Origin of the sequence: Riemerella columbina DSM 16469 (assembly GCF_000374405.1) — a bacterium.
Classification (GTDB): domain Bacteria; phylum Bacteroidota; class Bacteroidia; order Flavobacteriales; family Weeksellaceae; genus Riemerella; species Riemerella columbina.
Map to the genome: position 1 here is coordinate 59,405 of NZ_KB894262.1, position 22,364 is coordinate 81,768.

Sequence of the window (22,364 nt, forward strand, 5' to 3'; positions counted from 1 at the left end):
GCTAGGGGCACGCCAAAAAAAATACAGCCCAAATGATGAGCTGTAATGCTGGCTATACCTTTAGTTCTACCTCTAAACCGATTAAATCTGCGTATTTGTCTACGATAGGTTGTGCTTCATTTTTGATAAATTCCTCCGTTTGAATAGGCGCAAAGCCGATAAAATTCTTTGGCGAAAGTACCTCCGAAATTTTAGATTTGTCCATTTTTAAGGAATTATCATTCATTATTCTTTCGATTAAATCGTTTTCTTTGCCTTCCATTTTTACCTTTTTACTGGCTTCCATAGAGTGTTGGCGGATGGTTTCGTGGATTTCCTGACGGTCTCCACCTGCTTTTACCTCCTCCATGATGATATATTCGGTCGCCATAAATGGCAATTCTTCCATAATGTGCTTGTTGATACGGTTTTCGTATACCACGATACCGTCTAAAATATTGTTCCAAATGAGTAAAATGGCATCTACTGCTAAAAACGCTTGTGGAATAGTAAGGCGCTTGTTGGCAGAGTCGTCCAAAGTACGCTCAAACCACTGTGTAGCCGCTACCATAGCCGAACTGGAGGCTAACGACATTACATATTTTGCTAATGCACCGATACGCTCGGAACGCATAGGGTTTCTTTTATACGCCATCGCCGAAGAGCCAATTTGGTTTTTCTCAAACGGTTCTTCTATTTCTTTAAGGTTTTGGAGTAGCCTTAAGTCGTTAGTGAATTTGTGTGCCGATTGGGCAATATTGGATAGCAATGCTACTACTTTAGCATCGATTTTTCGGTCGTAAGTCTGCCCTGAAACGCCAAACACTTTATCAAATCCAAAACGCTTAGAAAGCTCGCGGTCTAAGGTTTTAACTTTGGAATAATCGCCATTGAATAATTCTAAAAAACTCGCCGCTGTTCCCGTAGTTCCCTTAACGCCTCTGAAACGGAGGGTGTCTAAGAAAAATTCTAATTCTTCAAAGTCCAAAATTAGAGATTGCAACCAAAGCGTTGCGCGTTTCCCAATAGTTGTAAGCTGTGCGGGTTGATAATGGGTAAAGCCTAAAGTTGGGGTATCTTTGTATTTTAAAGCAAAATCGGAAAGTCTTTTGATGACATTGACTAATTTTTTCTTTAAGATTAATAGTCCATCTCGAATTTGGATTAAATCGGTATTGTCTCCTACAAATGCAGAAGTAGCACCTAAGTGAATAATGCCTTTAGCAGAAGGGGCTACATCGCCATAAGTGTGGACATGTGCCATCACATCGTGGCGGAATTTTTTCTCGTATTCGGCGGCTTTGGTATAGTCGATATTAGTTGCATGGGCTTTGAGTTCTGCAATTTGCTTGTCACTAATGTCTAAGCCTAAATCTTTTTCAATTTCTGCTAGCGCAATCCAAAGTTTTCGCCAGTTTTGAAATTTGTTGTCATGAGAAAAGTTGAATAGCATCTCTGGGCTAGAGTAGCGCTCTTCTAATGGGTTTTTGTAGGTGTTCATTTTACTTTTTATTTTTTAGAGTCACAAAAATAAGGATTCTTAAAGAAGAATAAAAGGTTAATTTTATATTTTTTTGATAAATTTCTATGTCTTATTTTAACTAAAAACACCCCAGCGGTATAGTGCTGGGGCGTCGTATTTTTATAGGGTTTCTTTTAGCCATTCAAAAAATTCTCTTTGCCAAACAAGCCCATTCTGAGGATTTAGCACCCAGTGGTTTTCATTTGGGAAATAAAGGAATTTAGATTTCAAACCTTTAAGTCTTGCTGCTTGGAAGGCTTCTTGACCTTGCTCATAACCTACACGGTAGTCGGTACCGCCTTGGATAATCATAATGGGCTTATTCCATTGGTTAACAAAATTGCTCGGGTTAAACTCTGTATAAGATTTTGGTACTGGGTTGTCGTAAGGCGAACCGCCTAAATCCCAATTGGCAAACCATAATTCTTCTGTGGTAAGATACCAAGATTTCATGTCAAATAATCCATCGTGAGCGATAAAGGTTTTGAAACGGTTATTGTGGATACCTGCCAACATAAAGACGCTATAACCACCATAGCTCGCTCCAACTGCGGCCATTCTATCGCCGTCTACATAAGGTAATGTTTTAGCGAAATCAGCTGCGGCTAGATAATCTCTCATCGGTTGTCCACCCCAATCTTTTGAAATGTCTTGATTCCATTTTACGCCCCAGCCTGGCATTCCTCTGCGGTTGGGTGCTACTACGATATAGCCATTGGCTGCCATTAATGCAAAGTTCCATCTTGTAGAGAAAAATTGGGTTAATCCAGACTGTGGGCCTCCTTGACAATAGAGTAGGGTAGGGTATTTTTTGTTAGGGTCAAAATTTGGTGGATAGTGAAACCAAACGCCCATTTCTTTACCGTCCGAAGTTTTTACCATTTTTAGTTCTGATTTAGAAGGCGTGATATGCGCATAAGCGGATTGATTAACTTCCGTTATTTGCTTCATATCGCCATTTTTCGGCTGTACTAAAAATAAATCGGTATTGTGGTTGATATCGGTTCTTCCTACTAAAATTTGATTTTTGTATTGTGCGTAGATGTCGTTTACATTAAAGATACCTTGCGTTAATTTCTGAACCTTTTTAGATTGAAGGTCTACAGAAAATAATTGCTTAGTACCTCTATGAGAAGCGGTAAAATATAGCCCTTTAGATTGTTGATTCCAGTCAAAATCGCCATCTACAGTATCATCCCAGTTTTTGGTAATATTAGTGGTGCGCTTTGTGTTCCAATCTAAAACTTTTAAATCGTTTTTGTCGGCTTCATAACCATCGGTTGCCATACTTTGCCATGCTAAATAGCGTCCGTCTGGACTGAATTTAGGATTTACATCGTAGCCTTTATTATCTTCTGTTAAGTTGGTGATTTTACCATCGTTAAAATGATACGCAAAAATATCGGTGTTGGTAGAAATTGAGTAGTCTTTCCCACTTAGAGGCTTCATTACAAAAAGTAGGACAGAAGAATCTGGACTAAATGTAAAGTCCTCGCCACCACCAAATGGACGCTGTGGGCTATCCCACGCTTTATCTTGTTGTAAATCTTTTGGCGCTGTATTTTGCTCTAAATCGACTACAAAAATATGATTGTATTTTCCTTCATTAAAATAATCCCAATGGCGGTGATTAAGGTCGGAATAGATATGGGCAGTCGTTTTCGGTAAATCGGGATATTGGTCTTTACCTAAAACTTTTTCTACTAAAACTTTTTTGCTGTACGCCAGTTTTTTAGCATCAGGGGAAATTTTAATATGGTCTACATGCTCAGGAAGTTTATAAAATTCTTCCCAATGTTTGCCTTCGTCTTTGGAACGGTAGATGGTTTGTTCTTCTACGGCGTAGATTCCATTGCTATCCCATTGGATGATGCTTTTTTTACCAAAATTTATGAGTGAAGATTTTTGATGGTCTAATTTTAAAACAAAATTCTCACTATTGGTTTTTTCGGTTTTGATGTCGACTTGCCCCACTTTGTAGATTAATTGAGATTGGTTGGGTGCTACGGCTTGAACGCTAAGTTTCTTAAGCGTCCAAAGTTTTTCTGGCGTCATCACTTCTTGTGCATTCATAAATAAAGAGGTACCTGCGAGTAGTGCAAGCAAAGTAGGTTTCAATTTCATAAGTTTTTTTGTTTGTCCAAATATAAAAAAAATCCGCTCACAATGGAGCGGATTATTCTATACATCTCTAGAATTTGATGATGTCTTTCATTTTTTCGTTTTCTTCGTTTACCAAATCGTCGTCCACCAAGATTTTTCCAGAGTGTTCGTCGATAATAATTTTTTTGCGTTGCGCAATTTCCACTTGGGTTTGTGGCGGAATGGTAAAGTAAGACCCTTTAGGCGCTCCTCTTTCAATCCCTACTACCGCAAGTCCATTAGAAGACCCATTACGGATTCTATGGTAAGATTTTAATAATCTAGCATCTATTTTTTCTGCAAATTCTTTAGATTTTTCAGCCAAAAACTCTTCCTCTTTTTGCGTTTCTGCGATAAGGTGGTCTAGCTCATTTTTCTTATGGTTTAAGTGGCTTTGAAGTTCGTCAATTTTACCATTCAGTTCATCAAGCGCTTCTTTTTTATGGTCTTTTCTAGCACCAAATTCTTTAATTTTTTTCTCTGCCAATTGAATTTCAAGTTCCTGATATTCAATTTCTTTAGATAAAGCTTCAAATTCTTTGTTGTTTCTTACATTATCTTGCTGTGCTTTATATTTTTCCATTAACTCCTGCGCATGGCTAATGAGTTCTTTTTTGCTTTTAATTTCTGCTTCTTGGTCTTTGATATCGTTAGCAAATTTCTCTGCTCTTTTATTTAATCCTTCGATTTCGATTTCTAAGTCCTCTACTTCTACAGGAAGTTCCCCACGTGTATTTCGGATTTCATCTAAGCGAGAATCAATGAATTGTAAATCGTATAATGCTCTCAATTTCTCTTCTACAGAAGTATCGTTTACTTTTTTAGCCATAGGTTATATAAAATAATTAACTGGGTTAGTATTTTGGGTCGTCTTTGAAATTGCAAATTTAGTAAAATTTTCTGATAAAATTTCAAATAATTGTTCTACAACAAATTGCTCGGATTCAAAATGCCCAATATCGCATAATAATATCTGATTTTCAGCTTGGTAGAAATCGTGGTATTTTAAATCCGAAGTGAGGTAAGCATCACATTGATGGGCAATTGCGGCTTTAATGCCATCAGCACCGCTACCTCCAAGCATGGCGACTCGTTTAATAGGTTTTCCTAAAGTTTTAGAATGGCGGATAACGCTAAGATTAAATTTCTGTTTGATGAATGCTAAAAATTCGGTTTCTTCTTTCGGGGTTTCCCATTCCCCAAATTGACCTAAGCCTAAATAAGCATTATCATTTTCTAAGGCATAAATTTGATAAGCCACTTCTTCATAAGGATGAGCCTGCTTCATCGCTGAAATGATGCGTCCTTTTTTATAGCGTTCAAAAATGACCGATACTAAAGTTTCATTTACAAACTCTCGATTATGATGCGTGCCCAATGTTGGGTTAGAGCCTTCTAAAGGTCGGAAACTGCCTTTGCCTTCTAGTTTAAAACTGCATTGGTCGTAGAAGCCTATTTGTCCAGCACCCGCATCAAAAAGTGCATGTTCTACTTCGTGAATATTTTGCGTTGGCACATAAACGGAAAGTTGGTATAAATCTTGGGATTTTGGCATTAGCGTTTTTAGATTTTTCAACCCTAATTCTTTCCCAATTCTATGATTAACACCAAAATAATCATTATCTAACGCGGTATGGATGGCAATAATGGCAATTTTATTTTCTAAAGCTTTCATTACGCTCCGTTCCACATAATTTCTACCCGTGATGGACTTTAACCCTGAAAAAATTATCGGGTGAAAGACCACTACTACATTGGCATTGTTTGCAATGGCTTCATCAATAATAAATTCTAAGGCATCGTGGGCGATAAGGACTCCCGCTATTTCTCGTTCGGGATTACCACAGAGTAAGCCTACATTATCAAAACCTTCCGCTTGGGCAAAGGGAATTAATTGATTGAGCTGGTTGAGGAAATTTTTGATAGTCATGTTTAGAGTATAAAATTTCTACGAAAATAAACATTATTATTTAATTTCTTAATTTCGCAGTTATGAATAAGAACATAGCCACTCATAAGAGGTATGGTTTTATCCCAGAAGATAAAGGCTGGAAGCGCCGATGGTTCATCATCATTTATGGAGAAATTCCTATCGATAGTATTGATGCTTGCGGGTATAGCATTATCGCGGTACTTACGGGGATTGTATCTGCGGAGTTGAAGTCTAGCCGATTAAGAGGCGTGACCTGCCAACGCTGTGGTAACGAAGAAAATGACGACGATGCTCGATACTGTAAGACTTGTGGCGAGAAATTGGAACTTAAAAATAATTGAATTCAAATTAAATAACATATTGTGGCGAAACTAAAAACGGTATATTATTGTCAAAGTTGTGGTTCGCAACATGGCAAGTGGCATGGGCAGTGTCCCAGTTGTGGTGTGTGGAATACTTTGGTAGAAGAAGTGGCGGAAAAGTCTACTTCCAAAAACTATGCAGGCACTTATGGCAAGCAACATTTGATTAATATTGTAGAAGTGGAAACTCAAGCGGAAGCACGAATAAAAACGCCAAGTGAGGAACTGAATAGAGTCTTGGGTGGTGGTATTGTACTGGGTTCTGTCACTTTAATTGGTGGGGAACCTGGTATTGGTAAATCTACGCTATTGCTACAGTTGGCACTTAAAATGAAGAAAAAAATCCTCTATGTTTCTGGCGAGGAAAGTGCATCACAGATTAAAATGAGAGCCAATCGTTTAACGGAACTTCAAAATCCGAATTGCTTCCTCTATACCGAAACTTCGGTAGATAAAATCTTACATGAAGCCAAAAAACTGGCACCAAATTTTATGATTATCGACTCTATCCAAACACTGCATTCCCAAGCGATGGAAAGTTCACCAGGAACGGTATCGCAAATCAGAGAATGTTCTTCTGAAATCATTAAATTTGCTAAAGCGACTAATACACCTGTGTTTTTAGTGGGACATATTACCAAAGATGGACAGATTGCAGGTCCTAAAGTGTTGGAGCATATGGTGGATGTAGTTTTAAATTTTGATGGGGATAGAAACCATTTATTCCGATTGTTGAGAGCCAATAAAAACCGTTTTGGGTCTACCGCAGAAATAGGCATTTATGAAATGATTTCGGCAGGGCTAAAGGAAATAAAAAATCCATCGGAAGTATTGATTACTAAAAAGTTAGAGCCGTTTTCTGGTAATGCCGTTGCGGTCACTTTAGAAGGAAATCGTCCGATGTTATTAGAAATCCAAGCGTTGGTAAGCACAGCTGTTTATGGTACGCCTCAGCGTAGTTCTACAGGTTTTGATGCCAAGCGATTGAATATGCTGTTGGCGGTATTAGAAAAGCGTTCAGGATTCCAATTGGGTGCGAAAGATGTATTTTTAAATATTACGGGGGGGATTAAAACCGATGACCCAGCTTTGGATTTGGCGGTAGTAGCAGCCATTTTATCGTCTAATGAGGATTTAGCTGTGCCAGAACGCTATTGTTTTGCGGGGGAAATAGGCTTGAGTGGGGAAATTCGTCCAGTGCCTCAAATCGAAAAACGCATTTCGGAAGCAGAGAAGTTAGGCTACGATAAAATCTTTGTTTCCACCCAAAATAAAATTCCTAAGAAGACCTTTAAAATTGATATTGTAGAGGTGTCTAAAATTGAAGATTTTCACGAAATATTGTTTTAGCGTTTGGGTGCTGGATTGGCATATCATAGAAAAACCTTACCTTTGTCAATAAATTAAAATTAATTATGAGTGATACAGTTTTATGTCCTAAATGTAGTTCGGAATTTACCTATCCACAAGATGATTTAATGGTATGTTCGCAATGTTTTTTCGAGTGGAATCCTAATGATTTCTCGGCTAGTGGCAAAGAGAAAATATTAGATTCTAATGGTAATGAATTGGTAGACGGCGATAGTGTAGTGGTAATAAAAGATTTACCCGTAAAAGGTGCGCCAAAGCCTGTAAAAGCAGGAACTAAAGTGAAAAATATCCGTTTAAATTACGATAGCGACCACAACATCAGTTGTAAAATTGATGGTTTCGGTGCCATGGGCCTAAAATCCGAATTTGTGAAAAAGGCTTAGCCTATCGTTACATTTATACAACCTTCTAGATACCGCTCTGAATACATAATCAGAGTGGTATTTTTTATTTTTATTCTGTTCCAATAAAAGCCTCCTGAAAATAAACTTTCTACAACTTCGGCTTCCAGACCATTTTTGGCAAGTTTTATTTGATTGGGATAATAAAACGCTCGGCTGAGGTTTAATTCCTGCTGAGAAGTGGTGTCTAAAACATTCACCTCGCCAAACAATCGGGCAACATATTCGTTTTTAGGTTGATGGTATATGCGTTCTGGGGTGTCGTATTGGACAATGCTTCCTTCTTTGAGGATTAAAATTTTATCCAGCCAAGGCATCACTTCGGGAAGATTATGAGTTGAGATGAGTAAGGTTAAGCCTTCTTTTTTGGCATAAGAAAACAGCCTTTCTCTTAGCCTCATGGTTCGTGAAACATCTAAATTACTGAACGGTTCGTCTAGAAGTAATAATTTTGGCGTTACGGATAAGGCTCTGGCAATGGCAACACGCTGTTGTTGTCCGCCACTTAGGAATTTGGGTTGTGCCTTAGCAAAAGCTTCCATTCCTACAATTTCTAATAGTGATTGTACTTTTTCTTTTTTCTGCTGAAGGTTGATATTGGAAATAAATTGCCCTACATTATCATAAACTGTCCCATAAGACATTAAATCGAAGTGTTGAGCGACCAATTTCATGTCTTTTTCGCCAGGGACGATATTGGCTTTAGGTCCAAAAATCGGTTGGCCATCAAACCTAATGTTACCTTCTTGCCAATCCCAAAGTCCATAAATCAAACTTAATAAAGTGGATTTGCCGCAACCACTTTCCCCTGCAATGGCAATAATTTCGCCTTTTTCAAATTGCCAATTAAAACCTTGAAACAAAGGGCGTTCTGGCTCGTAAGAGAAAGATAGATTCTGGATTTGTAACAACATGGTGCAAAGGTAGGGAATATTTTGGTAGAGGCGCTGTTGTATGAATGTATTAATGTACTAATGTACTAATTGAGGGTAAGAGTATTATCTAAACGCTATCCAAAAGAATACGACGCTTAAATACAGCCAGAAGATAGAAAGGAAAACATGAATAGTGGTTTCCATTTTTTTCCCTTTCCATAATTGAGGAGAATAACCAAAGAATTGCACCATCAATCGTAAAAACCAGAACAACCCCAAACCAAAGGAAATCTTTTTACCAAAGTAGGTTTGCGTAAGTTCGTATGAAGAGGTTAAGCATAATAGCCCCATTAGTAAAACCATCAAAGCAATAAAAAGTGTATGAATCTTCATCATTTGCCGATTGATGAGTTGCATGGATTGGAGTTCTTCTTTCCATTTAAAATACTTCGGAAATAGACTATGAGCCAATGCTAAAACTACTAATAGAATACCGATGATTTTAGTTTGAAGAATCATTTTTTATGAGTTGAAAGGTGGTTATAAAAGGTGTTTGATTAATTGTTCTATCAACTTTTAAGTTGGATTTCTTGAAAGTTACCATCCAATTTTGTTTAGAGTAAAAATGAAAGAAGCCCAAGTTATAAACAAGAAAATTCTTCCAATCTCTAAGATGTTCAGTTACATAAATGCTACCTTTCGGCTGTAAAACACGGTACAATTCGCTAAAAAATTGTATGCGTTCCGCATGGTTTCGGATTTCGTGTGCTGCAAAAAATAAAACAATACAATCAAAACGATGATTTTCAAAGGGAAGGTAGGTAGTTTCAATTTTTAGCGTTTGTTGAGAGTTGTGGTACATCTTTCTCGCTCTTTTAATGGATATTTCAGTATGTTTCTCTTCATCATAAAAATCACAAATGGTGAGGTTTGAATTAGCAAACTTTTCTTGTAAAGTTGAAGATATTTCATCAAATCCTGCGTGTATATTCAAAATCGTTTTATTGGCTACTACTGGTAACCAAGGCAATTCATATAAGTTGGTTCGATCATAAATATACCAAGAAACCATGAGAGAAATCAATAGGCTAAAAAGAATACCTATCGCAACAAAATAAAAAAGGTAAGCATATGGAGAAGAAAAATAGGCTGATAAAAACAGTAAAAAAACAATGAATATAAGGGCAATAATATACATATGCCAATTGAAACGAATGATATTACAAACCCCTTGATATTTCGTGCGGTTTAATACCATAATTCTATTATGCCTTTTTTCCAAAAATACGGAATATTTCTTATTTCAAATGCACTTGCTAAGACAATTCCCTCTAATTGCAGTTTATTTATAAATTGAAAATGATGGTCTTCAATGACAATTGGTTTGGGTGTCCAGTTTTGCCGAATACCTTCAACAATCAATACTTCGTTGCTTTTTTCGTTGTAAGAAAAGGTGAAAGGTAGCGGACCAGCAAATCTGCGGGCTTCTTTCCAATCTTTAAATGGAGATTGCGGAGGAAGGTTTATAATAGTAGATGTTTTTGTATTGATTTTAAAGTTTCCTTTCTCCGATGTTATACTGGTTTTCCTTTGATTTTCTATCCATTCAATATCAATCCACTGATAATGATATTCTGTAAAAATAGAACCCAATAATGCCATCATTTTTTTGTTGGTTTCGGATTTTAAAATGTAAAGTCCTCTCAGCCTTTTTCCTTGATTATTTTTATATCGTACAAAAATACGATAGCCTGTTAAGATAAAGTCTTTGCCTAAAAATTTTGGGAAGCCTTTGGGGCAAATATTTTTGGTTTTCACCAGTGCAACAGCAATAAATCCCCATTGATTGTTATGGGTATCCAAAGACAAACATTTCGGTAAAAACTTTTCCAATTCCTCTTTTGGAACAGCAAAAGTAAGAACGATGGAATGTTCAAAAAAGGCTTCTACAGCAAATGGATGATTTTTTAATACACTCATTCAGAATGTTTTGCTAGTTGCGTTTTTAATACAAAAGTTTGATAATATATACATCCGACAAATAAAATTGCAAAGAAAAGATTGTATTTACCCCATAATAATAAGTTAGGTGCATTGTAAAACTCCAAAAGATTCATAACAACCACTAAACTTATCTGGAAGATTGCATTTAATTTGGTAAATTTTTGTGATACAATCCAAAGTGCCATAAGAATTTCCAATACACCTATAAATCGTGTAATGACAAGGGAGTGGTCGGTATTCAAAACTTGCTCAACGATTTGCTGATGTCTTGGTACTAACCCCAAAACCTTACAAATCAATCCATTGATAAACCAAACAAGGGCTATAAAAATAGTAAGGATTTGGTGTAGTTTTGAGTTAGTCATATTTTAATGTGCTGATTTACTAATATTTAAGTTTAATAAATTATTGATAATTTGTGCAATACATTATTCAAAACACATCATTACAACACTACTTTTTACAATAGTACATTGTACAATAATACATTTTACATAAGTACAAAACCTTACAACCCCTTTGCTTTTTCCTCTGCGTTTTTCAGTCCATCTATATTTTTGCCTCCAGCGGTGGCAAACCCTGAGTTACCGCCGCCGCCGCCTTGGATTTCTTTAGCAAGATCTTTTACAATATTCCCAGCGTGGTATTGGCTTTCTAAATCTTCGGAAACGCCGACACTTATCATAGGCTTGTCATTGGCATTTGATAAAATAACCGTAATGGATTTTGGGACTTCTCGCTTCAGTTGGAATACTATATCTTTAATAGACCCCGCATCCATAGAAGTCATTTTTACTAAAAGATGCTTGTCGCCTTTGTTGGTGTATTGGTTTTTCCAATCGGCAGTTTCGGCTTTTGCCATTACTTTTTTTAGCTGGTCTACTTCCGCTTTTAGCTTTTGATTTTCATCTAAAAGTTTCTCTACCGACTTCTGAACATCTTTAGATTTTAATAACTGCCCCAATTGTTGGATTTGAGTTTCTAAGTCTTTAAAATAAGTAGTCGCTTGGTCGCCAGAAATTGCTTCTAATCTACGAATTCCTGCGGCTGTGGAACTTTCGGATTTTATTTTAAGCCACCCGATTTCGCCAGTCGATTGGGCATGTGTTCCACCACATAATTCCTTAGAGGTATCAAATTCTATCATCCGCACTTGGTCGCCATATTTTTCGCCAAACAATGCCATTGCACCTTTATCTAAAGCCTCTTGAATTGGGATACTGCGGTATTCTTTTAAGGCGATATTGGCTTTAATTTTATCATTAACTTTCTGCTCTACCAATGCAATTTCCTCATCGGTCATTTTAGAAAAATGAGAAAAGTCAAAACGAAGATAATCAGGTCCTACAAACGACCCTTTTTGTTCTACATGGGTGCCTAAAACCTCACGAAGTGCTTCATGAAGTAAGTGGGTGGCAGAGTGATTGGCTTGCGTATTTTTTCTAAGGCTAGCATCTACCACAGCGGTCAATTCTTTTTCAGGATGCGGTGGCAACGATTTTAACATAGAAATGTTAAGGTTGTTTTCCTTTTTAGTATCTAAAACTTCAAACTCACCGTCTTCATTTTTAAGTAAACCTTTGTCGCCTACTTGTCCACCGCCCTCAGCATAGAAAGGTGTTTGGTTTAGTACGATTTGATAGAACTCACCGTCTTTATTTTCAATTTTTCTATAACGCGTAATATGCGTATTTTGTGTTAAAGTATCATAGCCTACAAAAGTTTCGGGCTCTTCTTTTAGCACTACCCAATCGTGTACTTTTTGAGCGGATGATTGTTTAGAGCGTTGTTTTTGTTTTGCCATTTCCTCATCAAAGCCTTTCTCATCTACGGTAAGGTTTTTCTCTTCGGCAATAATTCTAGATAAATCGGCAGGGAAGCCGTAAGTATCATAAAGTTCAAAAACTTCTGCTCCAGGAAGTGTTTTTTCGTTTTTCTTTAAAGTATCTTGGATGATATGTTCTAAACGCACCAAGCCATGCTCAATCGTTTTAAGGAAAGAGATTTCCTCTTCTTTAATGACTTCTGTAACTAATTTTTCTTGCTTTACAATCTCTGGGAAGAAACTGCCCATTTGCTCTTTTAAGACTGTGACTAATTGATAAAGGAAAGGTTCTTTAATATCTAAAAAACGATACGCATAAGAAATGGCTCTTCTTAGAATGCGTCTAATCACATAGCCTGCGCCGTTGTTAGACGGTAATTGTCCATCGGCAATGGCAAAGGCTACCGCACGAATATGGTCTACCACCACGCGGATGGCAATATCTTGTTCCGAATCTAAAATGCCTTTATAAGTTTTACCAGAAATGGTTTCTACTTTTTTAATTAAAGGGGTGAAAACATCAGTATCGTAATTAGAAGTTTTGCCTTGTAACGCCATACATAGACGCTCAAAGCCCATACCAGTATCCACATGCTGAGAGGGTAGTTTTTCTAGACTGCCATCGGCTTTACGGTTGAATTCCATAAATACCAAATTCCACACTTCTACCACTTGAGGGTGGTCTTGATTGACTAAATCTTTACCAGAAATTTTAGCTTTTTCACTTTCGGGCCTTAAGTCCACATGGATTTCCGAACATGGTCCACACGGTCCACTTTCGCCCATTTCCCAAAAGTTATCTTTTTTATTTCCATTGATGATTCTATCTTCGCTGATATGGGTTTTCCAAAAGTTATAGGCATCTTCGTCTCTGGCTAAATCTTCGGACGCATCGCCTTCAAAAATAGTCACATAAAGATTGTCTTTGGGAATGTTATAAACTTCGGTTAAAAGCTCCCATGCGAAAGCAATAGCCTCTTTTTTGAAATAATCGCCAAACGACCAGTTGCCCAGCATCTCGAACATGGTATGGTGGTAAGTATCTCTACCTACATCATCTAAATCATTATGTTTTCCAGAAACACGCAAACATTTTTGAGTATCGGCAATTCTCGGGGATTTGGGTTCTTTATAGCCTAAGAAATAGTCTTTGAACTGTGTCATCCCAGAATTGGAAAACATCAGCGTAGGGTCGTCTTTTAAAACGATAGGTGCTGATGGTACAATGAGGTGATTTTTACTTTTAAAAAAATCTAAAAATGCTTGTCTTATTTCTTGTGAAGTCATACGATTAAAATGATGTTTTTACAATGGCAAAAATATTGAAAATATTTCTAAAATACAGAATTATGGTTACGATATATTATGGGACGCTAAAGGCTGAGTTTAGATTTGAAAATTATGGATAGTTTAAATTTTTTAGACCTAGAAAAATCATTAGGAAGTGGTAGGTATTTTCATTATATTTCGGCAAAATTTTTAACATTGGAAAAAACGATTGTACTGTTTGCACACCCTTTTTTGGAGCATTCCGTATTCAACACGCAAGTGATAGAATTATATAAAACCAACGCGCAAGTGACATTTAGGGATTTGTATGAAGACTATCCCGATTTTCATATTGCGGCATTTCGAGAGCGTAAAAGAATTAAGGGATATTCTAAAATTATTTTTCACTTTCCTTTAATATGGCTGAATATTCCACCATTATTGAGTTTATGGATGAGCGAAGTACTAGATATGCGCTGGCTCAATCGTTTAAATGAAAGTCCTCTAAAGGATAAAAGAGCCTTAATTGTTGTCAGTACGGGAGGCTCAGATATGGCATTTAGCCCGCAGGGAGTGTATGGAAGCTCGGTGGAAGATTTTTTAAAACCATTAACTAAATCTTTGGAACTTACAGGCGTTTCCATAGAAGGAATAGTGACAACACATACTGCAAAACAACAAGGAAACGATGCTGTTAATCAAGTAAAAGCGGAAATTCAACAATTTTTAAATTCAAATTAAGATGTCCGAAAGTTTTTTTACGATTACTTTAGTGTATTTAGGAGCGGCTATTATTTTAGTGCCTATTGTTAGGAAGCTGGGCTTTAGTTCTGTGATTGGTTATATACTGGGTGGTATCATTGTCGGTCCTTTTGTACTAAAATTGACGGGTAATGCCGAAGATGTAATGCACAGCACCGAATTTGGGGTGGTGATGTTGCTTTTTATTATTGGATTAGAATTAGAGCCTAGAAAGTTTTGGGCAATGCGGAAAAGTATTTTAGGACTAGGGCTTTCTCAAATGGCGCTTACCTTTATCTTATCTTTTGTGATTTTACACTATTCAGGTTGGGACAGGGTGCCGAATATTGTAGCGTCTATTGCATTTGCCATGTCTTCTACGGCGATTGTACTACAAACTTTAAAGGAAAAAAGTCTGTTTAACACCGTATCAGGAGAGGCTTCTTTTTCTACGCTATTGTTTCAGGATATTGCAGTCATTCCTATTTTAGCTTTATTACCTACCTTATCAGAAGTAGATAAAACTAATGATAAAGCAGTTTTAATTAGTTATTTACCCGAATGGTTACAACCGTTTTCGGTATTGTTTGGAGTAGGAATTTTAATTCTTCTCGGGCGATATTTATTTGTACCTTTTTTAAGATATGTCTCGCGTTCAGGAATGAATGAGCTGCTTACAGCATCGTCATTATTTCTTATTGTTGCGGTATCGGAATTGATGATTTTAGCTGGACTTAGCCCCGCATTGGGAGCATTTTTGGCTGGGGTAATGTTGGCAAACAGCGAATTTAGACACGAGTTAGAAAGCCAGATTGACCCATTCAAGGGATTGCTACTGGCGGTATTTTTTGTAAGTGTGGGCTCTACAATCAATTTTAAAATCATCCAACAAGACCCGATGTTTATTTTCTCTATGGTGGTGATGGTAACGGTGGTAAAATTTGTGGTATTATTTGGGATAGGAAAAATATTTAAAATGAGTAATGACCAAAATTTTCTTTATTCATTTGGAATGTCTCAAGTGGGAGAATTTGCGTTTGTAATCATTACTTTTGCAACGAAACTACATTTGCTAGACTTAGAAATAAGCTCGCAGATGATTTCAATAGTGGCTATTTCTATGATGGTAACACCATTTTTACTCTTGCTGAATGAACGCATCATTGCTCCTAATTTTAATGTAAAACAGGAAGAAAAATCTACAGATGTTAGTCCCGATAGTATCAAACAAAAGAAAATCATCATTGTGGGATTTGGACATTTTGGAAGTACTGTTGGACGTTTATTAAAGGTTAGTGGAGTTAAAGCTACCATTCTAGACCACGATTCTAATCGTGTGAATATTCTTAGACAAAGAGGATTCCAGGTGTTCTATGGCGATGCCAGAAGGCTAGAGTTATTAAGAGCGGCAGGAGCAGAGCAGGCACAGATTTTAGTTTTGTGTTTAGATGACCCAGAGAGTAATAAATTTCTGGTAGAATTAGCAAAACAACACTTTCCGCATCTTAAAATTTTTGTAAGAGCTAGAAATAGGCTAGATGCTTATGATTTTATTAATGATGGTGTAGAGCATATTTACCGAGAAACCCTAGAAACAGCAGTCAATATGGGTGTGGATATTCTGAATACTGCGGGGCTAAGAAAGTATGCCGCTAGGCGATTGGCCAATCGTTTTATTACGATAGATAAAGATTCTACGATAAGATTAGCCAAACAAGATATTGATAGTGACACTACCTTTACAATAAAAGAGTCTCTAGAAAGAGAAGCCCGATTGTTAGCAGATGATAATATTTCCTTTGACGAAGACCATTGGCTAGATGAGGATTAGACCAATCTAATCTTTTAATTTTAGCCAAGCTAATCCTTGCTCGGTCTTTAGTGCTAAATCGTGTAGGGTATAGTTTTGTGTCAGGTGTTTAAGGTTATTTTTTAAAGCAGAAAACTCTTGATGAACAGGGCAGGGGTTAGTAGAAGAGCAGGTTTTAAGCCCCAAACCACATTGGGTAAATAAAGTATCGCCATCTATGGCAATAATGATATGGTAAATGCTGATTTCCTTAAGTTGGTCTAGTGGAACAGCGTAACCTCCTTGTTGTCCACGCATAGAGTCTAGGATATTGGACTTACAAAGTTGTTGCATAATTTTAGCGGTAAATGCAATTGGGGCATCCACAGATTCGGATACTTCTTTTACATTGACCCGCTGTCCGAAAAGGCTTTTCTGAGCGACATAGATACTCGCTCTTATGGCGTATTCACATGCTTTGGAAAACATAGTTTGCTTATTGGAAGTATTGCCATTTTGGGATAATCATTACCAAACCTAATCCTACAAATAGAAATAAGTTGGTAACATCCGTATACAAAAATGTAGAGAGATAATATTGGTGGAAAATAAAATGTAGCACGATAGCGAATGGAAATAAGTACACTCCTATTTTTCTAAACAGAACAATTAACAATAGACCTAATAACGCTAAGGCGTCTACCGCAAAGATTAAATAGAAATACCAAGTAGGAATTTGTATGCTTCCATGCTGGATAAATTCGTCTATATCTACGCCTAATCCCATAAGAGTGAATAATGCCAATACCGCCATGGCTACATAAAAGCTGGTTGTTTTCTTAGGTTCAGTACCGAAATAGTTTTTATTTTCCATTGGATAAAATTAAAAAAAGTCTTTGTGTATTCAAAGACTTTTGATAGGTTTCTATTAGATTCTAGATTTCTACTGCAGATATAAGGCGATTTCTATCACTCAAATATTCGTCCATAGCAATCATACTTTCTGTTCTCATCACAGAGTCTATATCATCTATTTTGTAGATTACATTTTTAGCATCTTCGGTATTTTTGGCTACCATTTTACAAAAGATATTGTATTTACCAGATACCACGCTAGTTTCTACTACATTAGGTATTTTTTCTAATTCTTTTAGTACTTTTTGTGTGTTATTAGACTTAGTAAGCAAAATTCCAATAAATGCTGTAAAGTGATAATTTAATTTTTTGTAGTCGATATTTAGAGATGAGCCGAGGATAATCCCTGCATCTTCCATCTTTTTTACTCTTACATGGATAGTACCAGCAGAAACATCTAAGTTCTTTGCTATTTCTGTAAAAGGCATTCTTGTATTTTTCACTAAATAATCAAGAATTTTTTTGTCTATTTCATCTAAACGATAGTTCATAATATGTTTTTTTATTTTATAATATTAAATAATAAGATTATTAGTTTGCAAAATTACGAAAAAAGAATTGATATTTTTAAATTAAACTTTAATAATTTTTTTCTATGGTTTTGTTAGAACAAATTAATGGCCTACTTTACTTTTACGGTATCTTTTTTCTGTTTTGTAGTGTCAGTCTTTTTCTTTCCAAAGAAACGATTAAAACTCTTACTGTACACTACACCAGCACCCCAAGTTTGATTGGCACCTGCTTGTCCCGATACATTACTAATGTTGGATGGTTTAGAATACACTCGTAGTAGGCGACTACCATTGTTTTTCTTAGACCAATCGTATTCCAAAATACCTTCACCTGATAGAAAATTGGCATCAGTATATTGGGTTTTAGAAATCGGTACACCAAGCCCAGTTTTTATACTAATTCTTGGGGATAATGCAATACTCACACCAGCATTGGCACGGTCGCCCGTATTAGATGCATTATCTCCTTTTATGTAGTTTAAGTCCACTTGAAACTGATTACTAATGGTGTTGAGCACAGAGCCTAATTGCTTGAATAAGATATTATACCCCTGCGAAGCCAACGACCCACCAATATCAAAATCTGTACCAGCAGAATTGGCTACATTGAAATTGTTTAATGCTAATATCGAACCAAACTGTAAAACCTTTTCATCAGGCTTACTCATTTTAAAGGCTAGAGCTTCTTTAATTTGTGTGGAAACCTCTGGTGCAGACACATCAAACTCAATATTAGGTTTTTGTAGTGTTTGAGTGATTTCAGTGGTCAGCATAACATTAATTGGAGGTAGTTTTCCAATGTTCAGATATTCTCCTGCATTGGTCACCGTTCTAAAATAGTTGGCTTTAATATCTAAACTTGGGTTCATTACATTACCATCCCAAGAAATACTACTACCGTTAGCAATTTGGAAGGTTCTTTCTAGTATGGCTTTAGAGATAAAGGTCCCATTATCTACCATATAGGTTCCATTCATGCTCATTTGCCCACTGCGTCTTAGCTTAAATTTAAGATTATTTGCTAATCCTCTTACGCTAATGTCGCCCACATCATCCCCTACCAATACACTTACCGTAGAGCCTTTATCGATAGAAATATCAAAATTAATATCCATATTAGCCCCAGTCTTTTTCTTCTTGGTGGCTATAATTTGTCCTTCTTTATCACGCTCTACAAATCTTAGCATTTTATATTCATCTACCGAAGAAGTAGAGTTACTATTGAGAGTAAAGGTACTGTTGTCCAAAACTTTCATCTTGGCATCTAAGTTTAATGCTGTTACAGGACCGTCTACAAAGATATCCCCACTACCATAGACACGCCCCCAAAAAGTGTCGAAATCTTTTTGCGTGGTGTTGAGTAATAATAAATTATCGGCACGCATAATGAGGTTGAGCCCCATAGAAGCGGCATCTGCAAACTGGATAGCTCCAGAGATACTTCCTTTAGAATTGTCTCGTCCATCTTTAATACCGATATTGTTTAATACTGCATAGCCTTTAGTTAAAGGAATTACGGTATCATCAAAGTTATAATCTACCCCCGAAAAATTCAGTTTTAAACCAAAATCTTTTAAGGCGATATTTCCTTGATAATCGATATCATTAACGGTACCTCCTATATTGAGCTGACCACTGGCTTTCCCCCTAAAGTTACTGAATACCGATTTTACAAATTCTTGAGCGAACGATAAATCAAACTCGTTGAGCTCTGCAACTAAGTCTAATGATGGGGATTTTGTATTATTATTAATAGTTCCCGTCAGTTTAAGTTTATCCGCACCAAGTAATTCAGAAGACACTACCCGAGCATCTACCGAGAATATATTAGGTCGGTCAGTCTTATCCGCATTGATGACTATATTTCCCATAGCATTGCCGTTCATTTTTAAGCTATCCATTTTCAAATCAACCAAAGGTTCTAAGCTATTTTGGTTCATTTTAATATTTGCAGTCCCATTAATGACACCAGAAATATTAATGTCAGATTCGCTCTTACTTAATGCCATTAATTTTGTAATATCTAGATTGGTAATTTCGGTATCAAAGTCGAAATTTTTACCATTTTTAAAAATTCCATTCACTAAAATGGCACTTTCATCGGAATAGACTTTTAAGTTGTGTATATCAATAGCCCCCGTTCTCTTTTTGTAGGTAATGGAATGGTTAAGTTCTGGCGATGTATCTACACGCCATGCAACATGGTTGAGTTTTATTTCTGTCGGTTCAAATCTTATCACATAGTCGCCATTGGCATCTGTAGTTTGGTTTAGATTTATGGCATATTCTTTTAAAGCGTTGTTATCCTCGTCATCTTTAGAGCCATGTTTAAAGGTAGTAGATAAATGAAGTACTTCACCATTTTCATTAGAGCCTTTAAAGTTTAAATCTTGAACAATATGGTTCCCATATACCACTTTATCTGCTGTGATAGACAATTGGTCGTTGACTTGTGCGGTATTAATCTTTAACGATAGATTATTCACCATCGCACTATCTTTAGCCTTTGCAGGGGGCTCAAACTGATAGTCGATATCGGACTTAGCCAAGGCTTCATTAGCGGCTTCGGCATCTTTTTTTGTCATAATGTATTTCAGGTAAGACGCATCGGCATTCAATACCAAATCGTTGGTATTACCGTTGTAATTTCCAGAAATATGCAGTTGGTCTTTAATCTTTAGGTTAGGCTGGAAAAAATTGATAAAACCTTGAGAAATATTAAAATCTAAATCGAAATACTGACCACGATAGTAGCGTTTAGATTTAGCCCCTGCGATGATGCGGTCAATACTATTTTGCACCATACCGCCAATATCTTCTAGATTGAATTTTCCAGAAATTTTCCCATCGATGGCATTGGGTGCTTGTACCGAAACGATACGCTTGCCGTCATCAAAATAGGCTCTGATGTCCGCTTGAGGGATATTAAGGTTTTGCTGAAGTGTAGCGAGATGCACTTGGCTGACTTTAGTATCCAAGCTCATATCGTTTAAGTCTTTCATGGCCAACTGTACATCAAAAATACCACTTACGGTTTGTTGTTCTTTTTTACCAGTAAAGTGGGCGACATTCAAATGTTCCACTTGGGCTAAAACATCGGCTTTTAATCTTGGCGAACTAAAATCCACAATTCCTTTTATATTGGCTTTGGCATTAGGGTCTTTTACATTAACGATACCATCAAATGTCTTTTGAACCATCGTTCCATCTACGATAAGATTTTGTATGGTTTTTCCCGTCAACTCAATGCTTGAAATATTGGATTTGGTTTTTAGTCGCATACGATTGATATCGAAATTTTCCCCTTTTACATCAATGGTTCCCGTAACCAATCCCACTTGATTGTTTTTAGTAATGGCAGCCACATTAAAGTTTTTAAGGTCTACTAAACCTTGAAACTTTTGGTTATTTGTACTATAATCTAATAGCGTTAAACGATGCACTTTGGCCTGCCCCACGCCAGAAACAATTTGTCCTCTGGTAAAGATGGCTTTAGGGTTGGCTTTTAAAGCACCATTAAATTTTATTCTACCGAACGGGTCTACGGTATTCCCCATTTTTTTAGAAATAAAACTTGGCAACAGTCCTTTCAGCCCTTCGTAAGTGAAATTGGTAGATAGACTATTGGTTTCGATATTAAAACTTTTATTAAGAATATCGGCAATTTTAATTTTTTGGGTGGCGAGTTGGGTGTTTTCTCGTCCGAATTTAAAATTTTCTAAGTAAAATTCATTCAATACACCATCCATTTTACCAGAAATATTGATGGGTTTATAATTGTCCCAGTCATTAACAAAATAACTTAAATCATAACCACTCAATTGGCTGCCATTGGCTAATATCATATCCCAAACGACTTTGTTGCCAAAATCTTCGAATTTACCATTGTTAAGGTTGAGTTTAAGATGACCTTGGAGTAAACTATGGTCGGTATTGAATAATAGATTATCTAAAAATAAATACTCTTTATTAAATGTAAAATGGGTAGAAAAATTATCCACGATATGTTTTTTGCCCCAGCGTTCTGTGATAAAACTGAACTGATTCACTTGGGCAGATACATCGGAACCTTTTACTTTGAGGTTGGGTATAAGGATATTAAGGTGAGTAGCATCTAGCCACTTTCCAGCATCGCCCTCAGAATTTTGATTGACGATGGAAAGTTTAGAATTTTGAATACTAATTCTAGAATCCAATTGAAATTCTGGCTTGTTAGGGGCTTTCTTTTTACCATTATCAAATAGATTGATAAAGCGGTTGAAGTTGGCAACGCTATCCCCTTTATAGGTAATTACTTTCATATCCAAATCTTTAGCAGTTAAAGAATGGATATTAATATGATTGGTATTGGCAATAAGAGAAAACCAATCGGAATCGGCATAGACTTCCTTAGCCTTGATGAATTCAAGACCTTTGTAGTCTTCAATGGTTAAATCGTGGATGGAAATATTACCAAACAAATTTACATCAATACTACTGAATTTGATTTGGGTTTTAAATTTTTCATTAAGGATATTTACCACTTTATGCGCTGTCCAATTTCGTGTAGAAGAGAGGCTTAGTACAATCGCTAAAACTACAAATAAACCTAAAAATGAAAGGATGGCGATTTTAAAAAACTTTAGCCATCTGTTTTTCTTTTTAGGTTGGGGAGGCGTATTGCCTTCCTTTATTTCGGGTTGCAATTTTTTATTATCGTTATTATTATCTAAATTTGCCATAAT

The 22,364-nt window shown here is 36.5% G+C and carries 18 protein-coding genes and 1 pseudogene; 5 read left to right on the top strand and 14 right to left on the bottom strand.

Going from position 1 to position 22,364, the window contains the following annotated elements:
- Positions 1 to 52: 52 nt before the first annotated feature.
- The 4 genes from purB to C237_RS0109855 form a co-directional block, all read right to left on the bottom strand.
- Positions 53 to 1,480: an adenylosuccinate lyase gene (gene purB / locus C237_RS0109840; RefSeq protein ID WP_018676323.1), complete on the bottom strand. Its 1,428-nt coding sequence runs from the start codon at positions 1,478 to 1,480 to the stop codon at positions 53 to 55.
- 141 nt (positions 1,481 to 1,621) lie between these two features.
- Positions 1,622 to 3,625, bottom strand: a complete 2,004-nt coding sequence (locus C237_RS0109845) for a S9 family peptidase (protein WP_018676324.1) — start codon at positions 3,623 to 3,625, stop codon at positions 1,622 to 1,624.
- A 67-nt stretch (positions 3,626 to 3,692) separates the two neighbouring features.
- Positions 3,693 to 4,472: a zinc ribbon domain-containing protein gene (locus C237_RS0109850; protein WP_018676325.1), complete on the bottom strand. Its 780-nt coding sequence runs from the start codon at positions 4,470 to 4,472 to the stop codon at positions 3,693 to 3,695.
- A gap of 3 nt (positions 4,473 to 4,475) precedes the next feature.
- A complete protein-coding gene (locus C237_RS0109855; protein ID WP_018676326.1) occupies positions 4,476 to 5,573 on the bottom strand; it encodes a Nif3-like dinuclear metal center hexameric protein in 1,098 nt (365 codons plus the stop codon).
- A gap of 153 nt (positions 5,574 to 5,726) precedes the next feature.
- Here C237_RS0109855 and C237_RS0109860 point away from each other — a divergent pair.
- The 3 genes and pseudogenes from C237_RS0109860 to C237_RS0109870 all read left to right on the top strand — a co-directional run.
- Positions 5,727 to 5,917, top strand: a pseudogene (locus C237_RS0109860) (ion transporter); the annotation flags it as partial.
- Positions 5,918 to 5,938: 21 nt separating this feature from the next.
- Positions 5,939 to 7,288, top strand: coding sequence for a DNA repair protein RadA (radA, locus tag C237_RS0109865; protein WP_018676327.1), 1,350 nt, complete (start codon positions 5,939 to 5,941; stop codon positions 7,286 to 7,288).
- Between the two features lie 65 nt (positions 7,289 to 7,353).
- Positions 7,354 to 7,692 carry a zinc ribbon domain-containing protein YjdM gene (locus C237_RS0109870; RefSeq protein ID WP_018676328.1) on the top strand — a complete coding sequence of 113 codons (339 nt, stop codon included), beginning with the start codon at positions 7,354 to 7,356 and terminating at the stop codon, positions 7,690 to 7,692.
- Here the strand turns inward: C237_RS0109870 and C237_RS0109875 are convergent.
- The 6 genes from C237_RS0109875 to alaS form a co-directional block, all read right to left on the bottom strand.
- Positions 7,689 to 8,624: an ABC transporter ATP-binding protein gene (locus tag C237_RS0109875; RefSeq protein WP_018676329.1), complete on the bottom strand. Its 936-nt coding sequence runs from the start codon at positions 8,622 to 8,624 to the stop codon at positions 7,689 to 7,691. The two genes, C237_RS0109870 and C237_RS0109875, sit on opposite strands and share 4 nt — an antisense overlap.
- An 84-nt stretch (positions 8,625 to 8,708) precedes the next feature.
- A complete protein-coding gene (locus C237_RS0109880; protein ID WP_018676330.1) occupies positions 8,709 to 9,104 on the bottom strand; it encodes a hypothetical protein in 396 nt (131 codons plus the stop codon).
- Positions 9,088 to 9,843: a methyltransferase domain-containing protein gene (locus C237_RS0109885; RefSeq protein ID WP_018676331.1), complete on the bottom strand. Its 756-nt coding sequence runs from the start codon at positions 9,841 to 9,843 to the stop codon at positions 9,088 to 9,090. The genes C237_RS0109880 and C237_RS0109885 overlap by 17 nt, the downstream gene beginning before the upstream one ends.
- Positions 9,834 to 10,565: a DUF2071 domain-containing protein gene (locus tag C237_RS0109890; protein ID WP_018676332.1), complete on the bottom strand. Its 732-nt coding sequence runs from the start codon at positions 10,563 to 10,565 to the stop codon at positions 9,834 to 9,836. Before C237_RS0109890 ends, C237_RS0109885 begins: the two co-directional genes overlap by 10 nt.
- Positions 10,562 to 10,954, bottom strand: a complete 393-nt coding sequence (locus tag C237_RS0109895; RefSeq protein ID WP_018676333.1) for a DoxX-like family protein — start codon at positions 10,952 to 10,954, stop codon at positions 10,562 to 10,564. Before C237_RS0109895 ends, C237_RS0109890 begins: the two co-directional genes overlap by 4 nt.
- A gap of 143 nt (positions 10,955 to 11,097) precedes the next feature.
- Complete coding sequence (gene alaS / locus C237_RS0109900) at positions 11,098 to 13,701, bottom strand: alanine--tRNA ligase (protein ID WP_018676334.1); 2,604 nt, start codon at positions 13,699 to 13,701, stop codon at positions 11,098 to 11,100.
- A 114-nt stretch (positions 13,702 to 13,815) separates the two neighbouring features.
- Between alaS and C237_RS0109905 the strand changes: the two genes are divergently transcribed.
- Complete coding sequence (locus C237_RS0109905) at positions 13,816 to 14,424, top strand: NAD(P)H-dependent oxidoreductase (protein WP_018676335.1); 609 nt, start codon at positions 13,816 to 13,818, stop codon at positions 14,422 to 14,424.
- A gap of 1 nt (position 14,425) precedes the next feature.
- Positions 14,426 to 16,255, top strand: coding sequence for a monovalent cation:proton antiporter-2 (CPA2) family protein (locus C237_RS0109910; RefSeq protein WP_018676336.1), 1,830 nt, complete (start codon positions 14,426 to 14,428; stop codon positions 16,253 to 16,255).
- A gap of 6 nt (positions 16,256 to 16,261) precedes the next feature.
- On the opposite strand, the gene C237_RS0109915 is transcribed toward C237_RS0109910, so the two are convergent.
- The 4 genes from C237_RS0109915 to C237_RS0109935 all read right to left on the bottom strand — a co-directional run bounded on the left by C237_RS0109915 (position 16,262) and on the right by C237_RS0109935 (position 22,361).
- Positions 16,262 to 16,702 carry an RrF2 family transcriptional regulator gene (locus C237_RS0109915; protein ID WP_018676337.1) on the bottom strand — a complete coding sequence of 147 codons (441 nt, stop codon included), beginning with the start codon at positions 16,700 to 16,702 and terminating at the stop codon, positions 16,262 to 16,264.
- A 7-nt stretch (positions 16,703 to 16,709) separates the two neighbouring features.
- Entirely contained in the window at positions 16,710 to 17,087 is a 378-nt protein-coding gene (locus C237_RS0109920; RefSeq protein WP_018676338.1) for a hypothetical protein, read from the bottom strand.
- Positions 17,088 to 17,148: 61 nt separating this feature from the next.
- Positions 17,149 to 17,619, bottom strand: a complete 471-nt coding sequence (locus C237_RS0109925) for a winged helix-turn-helix transcriptional regulator (protein WP_018676339.1) — start codon at positions 17,617 to 17,619, stop codon at positions 17,149 to 17,151.
- A 131-nt stretch (positions 17,620 to 17,750) separates the two neighbouring features.
- Positions 17,751 to 22,361, bottom strand: a complete 4,611-nt coding sequence (locus C237_RS0109935) for a translocation/assembly module TamB domain-containing protein (RefSeq protein WP_083917676.1) — start codon at positions 22,359 to 22,361, stop codon at positions 17,751 to 17,753.
- Positions 22,362 to 22,364 lie beyond the last annotated feature (3 nt).